Raw genomic sequence first — 15319 nt, 5'->3', positions numbered from 1 at the left:
CGGCCGGAGGCTGCCAGGGCGCGGTGAGCGGTCGCCGGACTCGGCGTGAACCGGATGTGAACAGCGGTCGCAGGTGAACCGATCGGCGTGACGGCGCGTATCCACGGGCGAACGCATTCGCCGCACTCGCCGCGGAGAGCGAGGGGATCACCATCAGCGACCACGACGCCCAACTGCTGCGCGCGCTGCACGACGAGCACGCGGAGGCGCTGTACGCGCACGCGCTCCGGCTGGTCAACGGCGACCGTACCCGGGCCGAGGACCTGGTGCAGGAGACCCTGCTGCGGGCCTGGCGCCACCCCGAGTCGCTCGACCCGCGGCGCGGCTCCGTCCGGGCCTGGCTCTTCACCACGGCGCGGAACCTGGCGATCGACGCCTGGCGGCGCCGGTCCACCCGGGTCGGTGAGGTGTTCACCGACGACCTGCCCGAGCCGCCGGAGGCGGTCGACGAAGCGGAGCGCGCGGTGGAGGCGTGGACCGTCGCCGAGGCCCTGAACCGGCTCAGCCCCACCCACCGGGAGGTGCTGGTCGAGTGCTTCTACCAGGGCCGTTCGGTGGCCGAGGCCGCCGCCCGGCTGGGGGTGCCACCGGGGACGGTCAAGTCCCGCACGCACTACGCGCTGCGCTCACTACGGTTGGTCCTGGCCGAGATGGGGGTGACCGGATGACCCGCTGCGAGTTCGCGCACGACGACGGCGCGTACGTGCTGGGTGCCCTCGCTCCCGCCGACCGCGCCGCCTACGAGCGGCACCTGGCCGGCTGCGCGGCGTGCCGGGAGGCGGTCGGCGAGATCGCCGTGCTGCCCGGGCTGCTCGGCCGGCTCGACCCGGCCGCGCTGGACGAGTTCCTGCCCCCGCCGCAGGAGCCGAACCGGGTGCCCGCGCTGCTCGCCGCCGCGCGGGAGCGCCGGCGCCGGGAGCGGTCCGGCGCGCGCCGACGGTACGCGCTGACCGCCCTGGCCGCCGCCGCGCTCGCCCTGGTCGTGGGCGTCGGGGGCGCGGCCGTGCTGCGTCCTCCCACGCCGCCCGGGCCGACCGTCCAGGCGGTGCGGATGGTCGCCATGCAGCCGGTGGCGGCGAAGGCCCCGGTGCACGCCGAGATCGGGTTGACCGGCACCGACTGGGGCACCGAGGTCACCATGCGCTGCGGGTACGACGCGACCGCCGGCTACGGCAAGGCGTACACGTTCCGGCTGGTGGCGCACGGCCCGGACGGCGCCACGGAGCAGATCGGCTCCTGGCTGGCCGCGCCCGGCGACGAGGTGCGCCTCAGCGGCGCGACCCGCTTCACCGACGCGGAGCTGGTCCGGCTGGAGCTGGTCCGCGCCGACGGCACCGCCGTGCTGAGCTACGACGTGCGCTGAGTTCCGGTCACCGCGTGGCGGCGGTGACCGGGACCGGGGTGCGGGCGGCGGCCCGGGTGCGGCGGGTGTGCCGCACCGCGTCGACGGTGAAGACGATCAGCGCCACCCAGACCAGCGCGAAGCCGGCCAGCCGGGCCGGTGGCATCGGCTCATGGAAGATCAGCACCCCGCAGCCGAGCTGGAGGATCGGCGCGAGGTACTGCAACATGCCCAGGCCGGACAGCGGAAGCCGGTTGGCCGCGCCGGCGAAGAGCAGCAGCGGGACGGCGGTGGCCGCGCCGGCCAGCACCAGCAGCAGGGTGTGCCCGACCGACACGTGCCCGAAGGTCGACTCGCCGCGCCGCGCCAGCCACCCCAGGTACGCCAGGGCGGGCAGCGCCAGCACCGCGGACTCGACGAAGAGTCCCTCCGCGGCCGGCAGCCCGAGCCGCTTCTTCACCAGGCCGTACCCGGCGAAGCTGAACGCCAGCGTCAGCGCCAGGTACGGCAGCCGGCCGTAGTCGACGGCGAGCACCACGACGGCCGCCGCGCCGACGCCGAGCGCCGCCCACTGCGCCGGGCGCAGCCGCTCGCGCAGCACGAAGACGCCGAGCAGCACCACGACCAGCGGGTTGATGAAGTACCCCAGCGCCGTCTCCACCACCCGGTCGGAGTTGACCCCGTAGATGTAGGTGCCCCAGTTCACCGCGATCAGCGCGGCCGCGACGCCGATGGCGGCCAGCGTCCGGGGCCGGCGGGCCAGCGCCCGCAGGAAGCCGATGTTGCGCATCGCGGCCAGCAGCAGCGCCACGAAGAGCACCGACCAGACGATCCGGTGGGCCAGGATCTCCACCGGTCCGGCCGGTCGCAGCAGCTTCAGGTAGATCGGGAAGAAGCCCCAGAGCAGGTACGCGCCGAAGCCGTACAGGTAGCCGAGCCGTACTGGATTCACCCTTCCACCGTAAGGGGTGCGGCGGGTGGCTGTTCCTTTCCGGTGACCGGCTTCACCGGACGGTGGTCCAGCTCCATCCAGATGCCCGGCTCGACCGGCGTGAAGCCGACCTTCGCGTACACCCCGTGGGCGTCATTGGTGGCCAGCAGGATCCGGCACACCCCCAGCCCGGCCAGGTGGTCCCGGACGGCGGTGACCAGCCAGGTGCCCAGCCCGCGACCCCGCTCGGCCGGGGCCACGTAGACGTCGCAGAGGTAGGCGAAGGTCGCCCCGTCGGTGATCACCCGGGCCACCGCCGCCTGGCCGCCGTCGGAGTAGACGCCGAAGGGGATCGAGCCGGCGAAGGCGCGCGCCACGGTCTCCCGGCTCCGACCGAGCGCCCAGTACGCGTCGGTGGAGAGCCAGCGGTGCACCCGGTCGAGGTCGATCCGGTCGGGATCGTTGCTGAGCAGGTAGCCGTCGTCGCGGGTCAGGGTGAACACCCCGGCCACGCTAGCCGGGACGCCCGCGCCCCGCGCGAGCCAATTCCCGGCCACTGGCCGCCGTTTGCGCCCGGGCGGGGTGCCTGTGCGCCCGCCCGGGCGGCGCCGGGGTCAGTCGCGGTCGAGGATGGCGCCGAGGATCCAGGTCACGATGCTGACGAAGAGCGCGCCGAGCACCGCCTCGGGCCAGAAGCTGTCGACGTGGAAGGGCAGCCCGGCCTCGCCGGCGATCCAGCTCGTCAGCAGGAAGAGCAGGCCGTTGACGACCAACGCGATCAGGCCGAGGGTGAGCAGGTAGAAGCCGCAGCCGACGGACTTGATGATCGGCTGGAGCACCGCGTTGACCACGCCGAAGATCACCGCCACCAGCAGCAGCGTGGTGACCGTCTCGACGGCCGAGTCGGAGTCCAAGGTGATGCCCGGGATGAGCAGCGTCGCCAACCAGAAGGCGACCGCGGTGGAGCCCAGCCGGATCAGGAGGCCCTTCAGAAAACCCATGGCGGGGATCGTGCCACGCATGGTCCACCCGGGGAACCCTCCGCGTACCCCGGCTTCAGCGGCGGGCCGGCCGACCGATCAGCTGCGACTCGATCGGGGTGGGCGAGAGCAGCGCCCAGCGCAGCGCCCGCCGGTTGACCACCGCCACCATGTCGTCCCGGATCCGGGTCAGCCACTCCGCCGACCCGCCGAGCCCGAGCGCCGCGCCGGCCAGCACCGCCTCCCGCTGGTCCAGCGGTTGCAGCACCGCCAGGTCGGCCCGGCCCAGGGTGTCCGCGTCGGCCGCGGTCAGCTCGTCCCGGACCACCAGGGTCGCCAGCCAGGCCGGCCCTGGCCCGGGGTCGTCGGCCGCCGCGCCCGCGTCGACCACCACCAGCAGGGGGCACAGCGGCGAACCGGGCGCCCCGCCCAGCGGGCGGCCCGGCGGGAGGACCGCGATGCCGCCCCCGGTGCCGCCGACGCCCCGCACGAAGGGTTCCCAGGCCCTCGGCCGGCCGGTGCGCACCGCCACCCGGGCGCCGAGCGCCATCGCCCGCAGCACCAGCAGCTGCGCCGCGCGGACCCCGCCGACGAGCACCAGCCTGGTGCCCTCGGCGCGGAACAGTCGGACGGTCACCGCGCCGCCGTGCCGGTTGGCGCCGACCATCAGGCCGGCGTCGCCGAGGGACAGCTCCAGCGGCTCCGGGTCCGGGCCGGGCGCCACCGGGCCGGCGGCCACCGCCAGCGGCAGCGTGGCGGCCAGGGCGGCGAGCTGCGCACCGTCGAGCCGCCGTACCTCGCCGCCGGCGTCGGCCACGAGCCGGCGCAGCGCCTGGCCGGCCAGGGCCAGTTCGTCGGGCGTCCGGGCGGTGAGGCGTACCGTCAGCTCGGCCGGCACCGGCGCGGCGTCGGCGGCGGTGCGGGGCCCGACGCAGAGCGACACGCTGGTCGCCGTGGCGGGCAACGCCAGCAGCCGGGGCACCAGCCGCCGGCCCGGCTCGGTGCCCGGGTCGGGCCAGCGGGCCAGCCGGAAGCCGGCCTGGAGCAGGTCGGCGGAGCGCACGCCGGGCCAGGTCTCCCGGATCGGCCGGCCACCGTCGTGGTGGGCCAGTTCCCCGAGTACGCGCAGCGCCGCGTGCTCGCCGAGCGGTCGGGCGCCGACCGCGCCGAGCCGGCGGACCAGCCGGCGTACGGTGCCGGAGAGGGACCGGCGCAGCTCCTCGTCCGACCAGCCGTCCACCCGCAGCGCCCGGACGGCGAGCAGCGCCCGCTCCTGGCCCGGCAGCCGTCCCTCGGTCAACTGCCGGTACGACGTCCCCGCCGTCCCGCCCGCCGCGCCGGGTGCCGGGGCCGGTGCGGCGTACAGCAGGAGCTGCACCCGCAGCGGCGGGTGCTCGGTCGTGGCGGGCGGCAGCAGCGCGGCCGGCCCGGGCAGCGCGCGCGGGCCGTCGCCGAGCAGGTCGCCGGGATCGCCCAGCTCGATCAGGGCGGTCAGCCCGGCGGCGTCGTCGACCACGGCGGCGGGCCCGCCGGCCAGCTCCACCGACCGCACCACGGCGCCGGGGAGCACCAGGTCCAGCAGCGCGGCCGGACCGGCGGCCGGGGCGAGCAGCCGCCGCCGGGTGGCGTAACCGACGCCGGTGCCGAGCCACTCGAACAGCCACCGGCCGCGCCAGCGCACCCAGGCCGTGGCGAGCAGCAGCCCGGCGGCGAGCAGGGCGGGGGCGAGCACCGCCACGCCCCGGCCGAGGGCCGCGACCGGCAGCGCCAGCGCGACCTGCGCGGCCACCACCTGACCGGCGCGGACGGCGGTCGACCGCCGGGCGGGGACCGCGTTCCACTGTGGCGGGAGGGGCTGGCGGTGGGCCGGCCGTGCCGTCGTGCTCGCCGTCACCGCGTCTCCTCCGCTCGACGTGTCGGGTCGCCAGGCCGCCGCCGGACCACCGGTGCGCACCGTACCGCGACGGCGACGTGACCCATCGTAAGGGGAGTCGCCGGCACCGGTTGTCCACAGGGGAGGGCCAAGGGGTAGCACAACGGCGATCGGGCCGCTACCGTCAGCGACGAGTTCGGCTGACCGTCGCCGCCGTGGCCCCCGTCCCGAGGCGTCCATGGATCGTCCGACGGCGGCCACGACGGAGAGACGAGGTGACGTCCGGGTGGCGCAGACCCAGGCAGAAGCCGCGGTGATGCAGCAGACCGCCGCGAAGTTCGAGCAGGTGGACCAGTCGCTGCAGAGCATGCTCAGCGGCCTGATGGCCGAGCTGGAGGTGTTGCAGCAGGCCTGGCGCGGTGCCGGTGGCCGCTCGTTCGAGCAGGTCAAGCAGCAGTGGTCGCAGGACCAGGCGGCGTTGCAGCGCGCCCTGCGGGAGACCGCGTCGGCGATCCGCACCGCCGGCCGGCAGTACGACGTCTCCGACGACGAGGCGGCCAGCCGGGTTTCCGGCACCAACCGCGGCATCCAGCTGCCGCTGTAACCCACCCCAGGGGGAGGAGCATCCGATGGACCACGGTGTCCTGGTCGTCAACTTCGCCGCGCTGCAACAGGCCAGCGCGGACATCCAGAAGGCGTTGAACACGCTCGACTCGCAGCTCGGCCAGTTGGAGCGCGACGCCGCCCCGCTGGTGGCGAGCTGGGCCGGCGAGGCGCAGCAGGCGTACGAGCAGCGGCAGGCGCGGTGGCGGTCCGCCTCGCAGGACCTGCAGGCCATGCTGCGCGACATCAAGCTCGCGGTGGACGACTCCGCCACCGACTACCTCGACACGGAGAAGAAGAACGTCGGCCTGTTCCAGTGAGCCCGGCCGCACGGCGGCGCCCGACCACCCCGTGGGCGCCGCCGTCGCCGTGCCGCGATCGGTGGGTCAGGCCGGTCCGGCCGGGCGCCAGCCCCGCCCGGCGCCGCGCGGCAGCACCAGGGTCAGCAGCACCGCCGCCGCCACCGCCGCGCCGGTGATCCCGGCGACCAGCAGGGCCCGGTCCCGCGCCGCCGCGCGTCGCGCCCGCTGGGCCAGCAGCGCCGGATCGGGCCGGTCCGCCGGCAGGGCCGCCGCCCCGCGTGTCCCCGCCGTCGCGGCCGCCCCGGTCTCGGTGACCGCCCGGTACGGGTTCAACACGCCCGCGCCGTACCCGCCCCGGCCGTCGCCCGGCGCCGGGTCGGCGGTGCCGACCATCCGCCGCACCACCTCCGCCGCGCTCAGCTCGGGCCGGTACTGCCGGACCAGCGCCGCGGTGGCGGCCACGAAGGGTGTGGCGTAGCTGGTGCCCTCGGCCCGGTGGTGCCCCTGCTCCGGCGCGGCCATCAGCACGTCGCTGCCGGGCGCCACCAGGTCGACGTAGGAGCCCGCCTGGGAGAAGGCGGCGCGGGTGCCGTCCGGGGAGATCGCACCCACCCCGAGCACCCCGTCGTACGAGGCCGGGTACGGGCGGGGATCACCGTTGTCGTGCAGGTTGCCGGCGGCGGCCACCACCACCACGTCCCGGCGCACCGCGTAGCTCACCGCCTCCCGGACGGCCGGGTTGTCCGCGTACAGCACGACGGAGAGGTTCAGCACGTCGGCGTCGTGGTCCACCGCCCACCGGATGGCCCGGGCGAAGTCCGCCGCGCCGACCGTGCGCCCCGACTCCCGCCCCTCGACCACCTGCTGCTCGCTCACCCGTACCGGCAGGATCCGGGCGCGCGGTGCCAGCCCGTGGAAGGCGATGCCGTCCACGGACGCGGCCGCGATGATGCTGGCCACCCCGGTGCCGTGACCGGCGCAGTCGCGGCTGCCGTCGCCGCCCGGGTCGAGGAAGTCGGCGCCGTCGAGCACCCGGCCGCGCAGCTGCGGATGCCGCCGGTCGACCCCCGAGTCGATCACCGCGACGGTCACTCCCGCGCCGGTGGCCAGCGGGATCAGCCGTTCCGGGGCGTACCGGCGCTGGGCCCACGGGACGCCGGTGACCGGGCGGGCCGGGGCGAGCGGGGCGGAGCAGGCCGGCGCGGCGGCCCGGGCGGGAGTGGCCGACGACACGGCGAGCGCCGGCAGGCCGGTCAGCAGGACCGCCGCCAGGCCGGCGAAGGTCGGCCGCGCGCTGGGCCGGTACATCGACCGCCTCCGTATCGTGTCGACTCCGGAACGCGATGTTATCGCCTCGCGACGGCACGCGGTCAGCCCATTGTGATCTTGTTCGTACCTTGTAGGTTGTACGCGATGCCTGTGGCCTGTTAGCGGGAGGAGAGGTGGCCGTGACCGACTGGGAGCCGGCTACCGAGGCCGAGACGGCGATGCGCGACGCGCTGCACGCCAACAACCAGGAACTTTACTTCCGCATCCTGGCCGGCACCGAGCTGCTCCTGCCGGTCTCCGCGCAGGCCCTCGCCGGCGAGGCGCCGATGGGCTGGGGCACCTGGACCACGGGTGGCCGCACGCACGTGCTGGCCTTCACCTCCACCGCCGCGCTGCGCGCCTGCCTCGGTGCCACGGCCGGTCCGAGCCGCCGCGCCCCGTACGCCGACCTCGCCGCCACCTGGCCCAACCACGAGTGGTGGCTGGCCGTCAACCCGGGGCTGCCGATCGAGGGCTACCTGCCGGCGTGGTTCGTCTCCCAGCTCTCCCGTGGCGACGTCCGCCTGCCCGGTCGCACCATGGGTGCCCGCGCCCGCCTGGAGCGCGTGGAGTCGGTGGCCCGCGGTCAGGCCGAGCCCACCGGCCCCGCCCCGGCGACCGGGGCGCGGGACCCCGCCCCGGACGCCCGGTCGCAGCCGCGCCCGGTGGCGCCGCCGACATCCACGCCCGCCATCGGCGCCGGACCGGACGCCTCGGCTGCCCGCCCCGGCGCTGCCGGCCCGGCCCCGGCGCGGGTGCCGCACCCCGCCCGCCCCTCGGCCGCGCCGTACCGCCCGGAACCGGACCGGCCGCGCCCGTCGGGTACGGACCCGGTGGTGCCGGCCGCCGCGTCGTACCCGGAGGTGCCGGCGGCCGCGTCGTACCCGGACGTCGTGCCGGTCGCCCGGGGGACGCGCCCGGGCGGCGAGCCTCGACCACCGGCGGACCCCGCCAACGGCCGGCCGGCCGCCACGCCACCGTCCGATCCCGACGGGTCGCCCCGGCCGCCCGTCGCGCCCTGGATGACCTCACCCCGACGTCGGCTCCTCGGGGAGGGGCTGGGTGCCCGTCTCGCCGGGGACGGTGGCCCGCCCAACGGCCGGACCTCGTTCTTCGAGCCGGCCGCCGAGCGGGGTGCCTCGACCCGCGCGTCGCGGGACCCGCTGCGTACCGGTGAGCGGGCCGCTCCGCCGCCGCGGCCCGGGCTCGGTGGTCAGGCCTTCCCCCGGCGCCGCCCGGCGACCGAACGACCGGGGGAGGAACCGACCAGGGCGTTCCAGTTCGACCGGCCCGACGGACAGGTGCCGCCGCCCGCGCCGGCGGACCGGCGGCCGGACCCGTTGGCGGAGGAGCCCACCCGGGCGTTCCGGGTGCCGGCGCCGGACGCCGAGGCGACCCAGGCGCTGCCGCGGCGGCACCCCACGCCCGCGGCGCCGCCGGCCGAGGAGCAGACCCAGCGCCTACCCGACCCGTCCGCGCGGCCCACACCCCCGCCGGTCGAGGAGCTGCCGGTGTCGATCGCCGAGCCGGTCTCCGGGCCGCCGGCGCCGCGTCGCGGCTTCTCGCCCATCGTCATCGAGGGCACCGTCATCGAGTCCCGGGACCTGCCCGTCACCCCGGCGCCGGACCGGATCCCGCCGGCCACCGCCGGCCTGGACAACAGCCGCAGCATGAACGGCTCCGCCGGCGGCGGGCAGTTCGCCGCCGCCGGCGCGGCGGCAACCGCCTTCCCCCGCCCGGCCTTCCCCTCCCCGTCCGCCGACGACCCCACCGAGCCGATCTCCCCCGCCCCCGGGCAGCGCACCGAACCGGTCTTCCCGGCTGCCGAGCAGCGCACCTCGCCGCTCTTCGCGGCTCCCGAGCAGCGGACGGAAACGGCCTTTCCGCCTCCCGAGCAGCGGACGGAACCGGTCTTCCCGGCTGCCGAGCAGCCCACCCGGCCGGTCTTCCCGGCTCCTGAGCAGCGGACGGAGCCGATCGCTCCGGTGCCGGGCGGCGGGTCCGCGGCGCAGGCCGCTCCGGACGACGAGGAACCCACCGAGCCGCTCGCCCCGGTTTCCGACGACCGTGCGCAGTCGCTCTTCGCGGTCCCGACCGCGCCGGTGTCGCCGGCTTTCGGTGGCCGGCCCGAGGGTGCGTCGTCCGCTACCGCGCCCGTCTCGCCGGCTTCTCGCGGACGGCCCGAGGCGGCGGTGCCGTCTCCCGCCGCGCCCGTCTCCCCGGCCTTCGAGGGCCCGCCGGAGAGGACGCTCTCGGCCGAGGCCGCGCCCGCCGGGCCGACCCCGGCCGGCCCGTCCGTCGCCGAGCACACCCCGCCGGGCGAGACCGCCGGCGGTGCCGGCCGCGTCACTCCGGCTCAGGCGGCAGAGGCGTTCCAGCCCGCCAACTCGGTCGAGGAGGACCTGCTGGACGCGGCCGGCTCCGGCAGCACCGACACCTTCCTCTCCACGCTGCTCCTGGCCCGGGTGCTCCTACCCGTGGCACCGGAATCGGCACCCGGCAGCCGTCCCGGTGAGCCCGGTTTCGTGTGGCGTACGGAGGAACTCGACGGCGAGACGTACGTGGTGGTGCACACCTCGCCGGAGCGGCTGGCCGACCACTGCCCCGAGCCGGTGGAGACCGTCGAGGTCCGGTTCGTGCAGCTGATCCGGCGCTGGCCGGACGAGGTGTGGTCCTTCGCGGTCAACCCCGGCAGCCCGATCGGGGCGAAACTGCCCGGCGAGCAGATCGTCGGCCTCGCCAACTGGGCGGCCGAGGTGGGGCTCGGTGACGAGACGGAGATCGAGCCGGCGGCGGTCGCGGTCGAGGAACCGGCCGACCGGCCCCGGTACGCCCCGCAGGTCGCCGACCCGACCCGGCCGGTGAGCATGCAGAAGGCGGTGGCCCCGAGCCAGCTCGCCTACTACCTGGAGCGTGGGTACGACCGGGTCTCCGGTTTCGTGCACCGGGCCAACGAGCTGGCGCACCTCAACACCCCGGCGCAGTTGCACGACGCGCTCGGGCTCGGCTACCCGGACTCGCCGTTCGCGCGCGACGCCGACCGGATCTACGTGCTGCGCTGGCCCGCGTACCGGCCGAGCCTCTACCGGATCCCGTACGGCGGGCAGAGCGAGGCCGCCATGCGGGCGATGGAGGGCTGGGTCATCGAGCGCCCGCCGTTCCGGGGCAACGGCTTCGCCCCGGGCGACAGCACCGAGGTGGTGGCAGAGTTCAAGGTGGACAGTGCCCGGCTGCCGCACGGCGCGCAGCTGTGGCGGATCGGCGCGGACGGCACCGAGCGGGTGATCGCCCTGCTCGACACCGACGCGCTGCTCTGGCGACAGGTGGGTGAGCCGTGATGCGCGACGGTTACGTGGCCCGGTGGCGCGGGCGGGAGTACCAGGCCAGCCCGGACGGCGACGACGTCCGCATCTACCAGCCCGAACCGGGCGACGGCTTCGAGGAGGTACGCCCCGGCCGGCACGTCCGGGTGGTCCCGGCCGGCGAGGTGGAGGACCTGGCGTACGTGCGCACCACCTGCTCCTGGCAGGGGCAGCCGTTCGTGGTGCTCGGCGAGCACGACGGCTGGCTGCGGGTGGAGTACACCGGCGGGCGCTGGCCGGTGGCGCAGGCGATGGGCCTGGAGGTCTTCGACTTCGGCGTCTACCAGGGCTGGGCACCCGCCAGCGAGGTGGCCGACCTGCGCGAGCAGCGGGTCTGACCCACCGCCCGCCCGGTCACGACTTCGACCAGCGGAGGATCTCGCCGAGCACCGTCTCCGGGGCCTCGACGTGCGGGAAGTGCCCCACCCCGTCGAGCAGCCGCCACTCGTATTCGGCAGTGACATACCGGCCGGAGCCCTGGGCGGTACGCGGCAACGAGGCGGTGTCCAGCGCCCCGTGCAGTTGCAGGGTCGGGGTCACCAGCGGCTTCTGCATCAGCCGGACGAACCGGTAGCCGTGCAGCCGCACCACCGACCGGAATGCCCAGCGGTAGCCCTCCAGCGCGCAGAACGCGGCCTGTGGGATCTGGATCGCCTCCCGGCAGCACCGCGCGTACGCGTCGAACTCCGGCCCCCGGGTCCACTGCGGGCCGCCCCAGCGGCGCAGCATCTCCTCGACGGCGGCCCCGCCGTCCCGGGTCAGCAGGTGCTCGTAGCGGGGCAGCTGGAACTTCAGGGTGGGCGTGGACGCGGCGAACTGGCCGCGCGGGTCGGCGAAGATGGCGGCCCGCAGGCGCAGCGGGTGCGGTGCGCCGAGCACCACCAGCCGGCGAACCAGGGTGGGGTGGAACGAGGCCGCCGTCCAGGCGATCAGGCCGCCGGCGCCGGTGCCGACCACGGTCGCGGAGCGTTCGCCCAGGGCCCGGATCAGTCCGGCGACGTCGGCGGCGAGGGTGTAGCCGTCGTACCCCCGGGGTGGCTTGTCGCTGGCGCCGTAGCCGCGCAGGTCGACGGCGACTGCCCGGAAGCCGGCGTCGGCGACCGCCGGCAGCACCTGGTGCCAGGCCCACCAGTACTCGGGAAAGCCGTGCAGGAACAGCACCATCGGGCCGGCGCCAGCCTCGACGACGTGGAAGCGGCTGCCGTTCGCGCCGACGAACCGGTGCGTCCACGGCCCCTCGGTCAGGACGCAGGACTCGTCGACGGGTCCGCCACGCTGCTCGGTCATGTGCCACAGCCTAGGACCCGGTGCCACGGGCACCGCCGGGCCCGTCGGCGGACGGGTCAGACCGGCGGGTCAGCCGGTGACGATCCGCATCGGAATGCCGGGCCCGCAGTCGACCGTGTCGGTGCGCGGTGAGACCCGCAGAGTGACGAAGCTGCCCTCGGTCAGCTCGCCCGCGTCGGGCCCGTGGAGCGCGTACTCGCGTTCGTTCTCGTCGACAAGGGTGTAGCAGGGCCCGTCGCCGCCGCGGGTGATCCGGCCGGCGATCAGGTCGGTCGGGCGGTTGTCGGTGGGCTTCCTGGGCGGCCCGGCCGGTCGACCGGGTGTCGGTGGTGGGGTGGCGGACAGCGGGGTGGGGCGACCGGCCGGCGCCATCGGCGCCCCTGGTGACGTGCTCGGGGGAGCGGCTGTCCCGGACTCGGCGGGCGTCGGGGACGCCGGCGGGGCGGAGCTCGGGGAGCCGTTCGGCGCGCGATCGTCGGACACGACGCCTCCGTTCCCGGCGCAGCCGGCGAGGGGGATGAGCAGCGCCAGCGTGAGAGCGCCCGGCAACGCCACGGTACGAGGTGTCACCCCGGTGGGACGCGCCGGTGGCCGTCGGGGTTCCCCGGAAAGGGCGATGCCCGGGCGGGTCACCCGCCCGGGCATCGTGTGGTGCTGGTGGCGCCTCGATCAGGAGATGCGGATCTTCATCGAGGTGCCGCTCTGCTGGAGAACCTTGATCTTGACCCCGTTGTTCGGGACCTTGACGCCGTGGTTCGGCAGCTCCGCGAACCAGTACTGCCTGCCGTCGTCGAACAGCGGAGCAGCGGCCTGGCCACGGATGTAGGAGGGCTGGCTGTTCACGTGGAGGGTGAACGAGTCGGCCTTCTTCAGGCTGAACGGCGCGTCGTACATCTGGACCCGGGCGCGCCAGGCGTTCCCGGTCAGGTTGTACAGCGGCTTCGGGCGGGAGTCGATGTTCAGGTTCCGACCCTCACCCGGGTGACCGCCCGGGTTGAACCGCTTGTCGTACGGCATGGTGTTGTTGTCCGCGTACCGGAGGTTCCAGTACGTGATCAGCAGACCCTGCTGGTACGAGTAGTGGTCCACGTAGTCCGGCCGGGTGTTCGCGTAGCCGAAGAAGTACGGACCGGTCTTCAGGTACTGGTCGTACGAGACGTGGACCCGGTTGGCCGCGATGTAGTAGTTGTCGAAGTCGCGGGTGTAGGTCTCCTCCACGATGCTGAAGCCGTTGAGGGCCCAGTCGCCCGCGCCCGCCTCCGCGCCGTCGGAGAGGAGCGTCTGCCCGTCGGCGGTCACGGTGACGGCGTCACCGTAGAAGCCGCCGGAGGAGACGCCGCCGTCGGTGATGTAGTGGTAGCGGAACTGCGCGACCTTGCCCGCCGCCACGTCCATCGGGATGGTGAGGTCGACCCAGTCGGCCTCGTCGTCGCCGTTGGTGTCCGAGTCACCGTCGAGAGCGTTACGACCGTTGCTGTCGGTCTTCGGCTGGCCGTTGACCAGGAACGGCAGGGCCGTCCAGCTCTTGCCACCGTCGAGCGACGCCTCGAAGTACATGTAGTCGTAGTTCGTCTCGATGTTGTACCGAGTTTTCATCGACAGCGACGCGCTGGACTTCCCGGTGAAGTCGAACGTCCGGGTCATCGTGTTGTTCAGGTCGTCGTCGTTGCCGGAGAAGTACTGCTTGGTGCCCTCGGCCGGCTTGCCGTTGTTGAAGGTGTAGGTCCGCTTCGGCAGCACCACCACCGCGGCCTGGGCCTTGGCGGTGTTGTACTCCGACGGGCCCAGGTCGATCGTCTGCGGGTCCTGCTTGGCCGGGACCACGGTCTCGTAGTCCAGCCAGCCGAGCTGCAGCTTGTTCCAGGCGCCGAGGTCCGCGCCGCGCTCGCCGATGCCGGCGTCGTTCTTGGCGCTGACCCGGCTCTGGGCCATCAGGCTCCAGTGCTCGACGCTGTTGTCGCCGCTGGCGCCGGTGTTGTAGTCGTCCGGCAGGCCCAGGTCGTGACCGTACTCGTGGTAGAAGACGCTCCGGCCGCCGTTCTCCGGCTGCACCGTGTAGTCGCCGATCCAGATGCCGGTGTTGCCGATCTGGGTGCCGCCGGCCGGGAAGTCCGCCGGACCGGTGCTGCCCTGGTCGGTGGCGTAGGCGTACCAGCGGTGGCTCCAGATGGCGTCCTCACCCTGGGACGGGTCGCCGTCGGCCTGGTCGCCGCCGGAGTGGACGATCTGGAAGTGGTCGAGGTAGCCGTCCGGCTCGTTGAAGTTCGCGTCGCCGTCGAAGTCGTACCGGTCCCACTGGTCGAACGACTTGACGTCCGCCGCGATCTCGGCGTCGGACCGGCCCTGCTTCTTCTGGTCGGCGACCCACTGGTTGGCGGCGTCCCGCACCAGCGCCCAGGTGTTCGGGCAGGTGGTGTCGCCGCAGACCGCGGGGTCACCGGTCGGGTCGTCGTCTTCCTTCGGGTCGTTCGACCGGCCGTAGCGGGCCTCGTTGTACTTGACCTTGACCCAGTCGGTGACCTCGCCGTCGACCGTGTAGCGGCCGGACGACTGGGCCTCGTAGTACTGCTTCAGCGACTCGTCACCCTGCTTGGTGCCGAAGTACAGCTGACGGAAGTGCTCCGGGCTGTACTCCGGCTGCCAGACAGTGGAGTTGTCCACCGCCCGGTTCGGCGCCGGGATCTCGTTGTGCAGCGGACCGTCGAAACGGGACGGCCCGGGGGTGTCCGGGTCGATGTCCTTGTCCGGGTAGGACGGGTGCCGCTCGTTGCCGAACTCGGCCAGGATCACGAAGATCCGGTCCGAGCGCTCCCGCTCCAGCTCGACGTACTGGTCGGTCTGGCCGGCGGATGCGGACGCCGCCCGGGCAGTGTTCTCGCCAGCGGCGTTCGTCGAGGTCTTGCCGACCTTGACGACCGTGCTGCCGTTGACCCGCTGCGGCTTGGCCTTGCCGGAGAGGACCTTGCTGAGGCCCTCCTGGCGCAGCGCGCGCCGCTTTTCCTCCAGCGGGTTGGGCAGATCGTGGTCGACCTGGGCAGGCTCGGCGACCGACGGGGCGGACGCTGGCAGCTTCGGCGTCGGCGCGGCGCTGGCGGTCGTGCCCGCCACCAGTCCCGTCGCCGTCAGCGAAAGCCCGAGCAGACCCACTGCGACTTTGCGCACGTGGTACCTCCGGTGTGAGGGAACCGGCCCAACGGGGGTACGGGCCGGTGAAGACGTCCCACTGGTGCGGCCAATGGGACCAATGGTGAAGATAGACACTCCCGTGACGGGTGGGAAGACAAGCGCGTCGATTTATAGCAAGTTTTTGTTGGGAATGCTTTTCACCGTC

At 74.5% G+C, this 15319-nt stretch carries 13 protein-coding genes and 1 pseudogene; 6 read left to right on the top strand and 8 right to left on the bottom strand.

All coding sequences use genetic code 11. From position 1 onward, the window contains the following. The first annotated feature begins 173 nt into the window (after positions 1–173). On the top strand, positions 174–668 hold the full coding sequence (locus tag GA0074696_RS00525; protein WP_088959261.1) for a sigma-70 family RNA polymerase sigma factor: 495 nt from the start codon (positions 174–176) through the stop codon (positions 666–668). Beyond that, positions 665–1363, top strand: a complete 699-nt coding sequence (locus GA0074696_RS00520; protein WP_088959260.1) for an anti-sigma factor family protein — start codon at positions 665–667, stop codon at positions 1361–1363. Before GA0074696_RS00525 ends, GA0074696_RS00520 begins: the two co-directional genes overlap by 4 nt. A 7-nt stretch (positions 1364–1370) precedes the next feature. Here GA0074696_RS00520 and rarD read toward each other — a convergent pair whose 3' ends face one another. The 4 genes and pseudogenes from rarD to eccE all read right to left on the bottom strand — a co-directional run bounded on the left by rarD (position 1371) and on the right by eccE (position 5254). After that, positions 1371–2294, bottom strand: coding sequence for an EamA family transporter RarD (gene rarD / locus GA0074696_RS00515; protein WP_088959259.1), 924 nt, complete (start codon positions 2292–2294; stop codon positions 1371–1373). Next, positions 2291–2776: a GNAT family N-acetyltransferase gene (locus GA0074696_RS00510; RefSeq protein ID WP_088964276.1), complete on the bottom strand. Its 486-nt coding sequence runs from the start codon at positions 2774–2776 to the stop codon at positions 2291–2293. Before GA0074696_RS00510 ends, rarD begins: the two co-directional genes overlap by 4 nt. A gap of 111 nt (positions 2777–2887) precedes the next feature. Beyond that, positions 2888–3274 (bottom strand): phage holin family protein, encoded by a 387-nt coding sequence (locus GA0074696_RS00505; RefSeq protein ID WP_088959258.1) that lies wholly within the window; start codon positions 3272–3274, stop codon positions 2888–2890. A gap of 55 nt (positions 3275–3329) precedes the next feature. Beyond that, a pseudogene (gene eccE, locus GA0074696_RS00500) lies at positions 3330–5254 on the bottom strand (type VII secretion protein EccE). A gap of 158 nt (positions 5255–5412) precedes the next feature. On the opposite strand from eccE, the gene GA0074696_RS00495 reads away from it, so the two are divergent. Both GA0074696_RS00495 and GA0074696_RS00490 read left to right on the top strand, forming a co-directional pair. Next, positions 5413–5730, top strand: coding sequence for a WXG100 family type VII secretion target (locus GA0074696_RS00495; protein WP_088959256.1), 318 nt, complete (start codon positions 5413–5415; stop codon positions 5728–5730). A 25-nt stretch (positions 5731–5755) separates the two neighbouring features. Then, positions 5756–6049, top strand: coding sequence for a WXG100 family type VII secretion target (locus GA0074696_RS00490; protein ID WP_088959255.1), 294 nt, complete (start codon positions 5756–5758; stop codon positions 6047–6049). A 66-nt stretch (positions 6050–6115) separates the two neighbouring features. On the opposite strand, the gene mycP is transcribed toward GA0074696_RS00490, so the two are convergent. Continuing rightward, positions 6116–7339 (bottom strand): type VII secretion-associated serine protease mycosin, encoded by a 1224-nt coding sequence (gene mycP / locus GA0074696_RS00485; protein WP_088959254.1) that lies wholly within the window; start codon positions 7337–7339, stop codon positions 6116–6118. 140 nt (positions 7340–7479) lie between these two features. Here mycP and GA0074696_RS00480 point away from each other — a divergent pair, with 140 nt between their 5' ends. Then, on the top strand, positions 7480–10677 hold the full coding sequence (locus tag GA0074696_RS00480; RefSeq protein ID WP_088964275.1) for an SseB family protein: 3198 nt from the start codon (positions 7480–7482) through the stop codon (positions 10675–10677). Then, positions 10674–11039 (top strand): hypothetical protein, encoded by a 366-nt coding sequence (locus GA0074696_RS00475; protein ID WP_088959253.1) that lies wholly within the window; start codon positions 10674–10676, stop codon positions 11037–11039. The genes GA0074696_RS00480 and GA0074696_RS00475 overlap by 4 nt, the downstream gene beginning before the upstream one ends. A 16-nt stretch (positions 11040–11055) precedes the next feature. Here GA0074696_RS00475 and GA0074696_RS00470 read toward each other — a convergent pair whose 3' ends face one another. From GA0074696_RS00470 to GA0074696_RS00460, 3 genes are all read right to left on the bottom strand, one after another. Further along, positions 11056–11988 carry an alpha/beta fold hydrolase gene (locus GA0074696_RS00470; protein WP_088959252.1) on the bottom strand — a complete coding sequence of 311 codons (933 nt, stop codon included), beginning with the start codon at positions 11986–11988 and terminating at the stop codon, positions 11056–11058. A gap of 69 nt (positions 11989–12057) precedes the next feature. Continuing rightward, entirely contained in the window at positions 12058–12360 is a 303-nt protein-coding gene (locus GA0074696_RS00465; protein WP_088959251.1) for a hypothetical protein, read from the bottom strand. Positions 12361–12657: 297 nt separating this feature from the next. Further along, positions 12658–15135, bottom strand: coding sequence for an immune inhibitor A domain-containing protein (locus GA0074696_RS00460; protein ID WP_088959250.1), 2478 nt, complete (start codon positions 15133–15135; stop codon positions 12658–12660). Between the last annotated feature and the right edge of the window lie 184 nt (positions 15136–15319).

The sequence above is a fragment of the Micromonospora purpureochromogenes genome (genome assembly GCF_900091515.1).
Classification (GTDB): Bacteria; Actinomycetota; Actinomycetes; order Mycobacteriales; family Micromonosporaceae; genus Micromonospora; species Micromonospora purpureochromogenes.
The sequence above is the reverse complement of the archived record's forward strand: the minus strand, read 5'-3'. Positions and strand labels throughout refer to the sequence as shown.

Excerpts from the sequence above, each read along its gene's own strand:
- GA0074696_RS00520 (WP_088959260.1), top strand. The coding sequence starts at position 665 with ATGACCCGCTGCGAGTTCGCGCACGACGACGGCGCGTACGTGCTGGGT.
- GA0074696_RS00505 (WP_088959258.1), bottom strand. The coding sequence starts at position 3,274 with ATGGGTTTTCTGAAGGGCCTCCTGATCCGGCTGGGCTCCACCGCGGTC.
- GA0074696_RS00490 (WP_088959255.1), top strand. The coding sequence starts at position 5,756 with ATGGACCACGGTGTCCTGGTCGTCAACTTCGCCGCGCTGCAACAGGCC.
- mycP (WP_088959254.1), bottom strand. The coding sequence starts at position 7,339 with ATGTACCGGCCCAGCGCGCGGCCGACCTTCGCCGGCCTGGCGGCGGTC.
- GA0074696_RS00470 (WP_088959252.1), bottom strand. The coding sequence starts at position 11,988 with ATGACCGAGCAGCGTGGCGGACCCGTCGACGAGTCCTGCGTCCTGACC.
- GA0074696_RS00465 (WP_088959251.1), bottom strand. The coding sequence starts at position 12,360 with ATGGCGCCGGCCGGTCGCCCCACCCCGCTGTCCGCCACCCCACCACCG.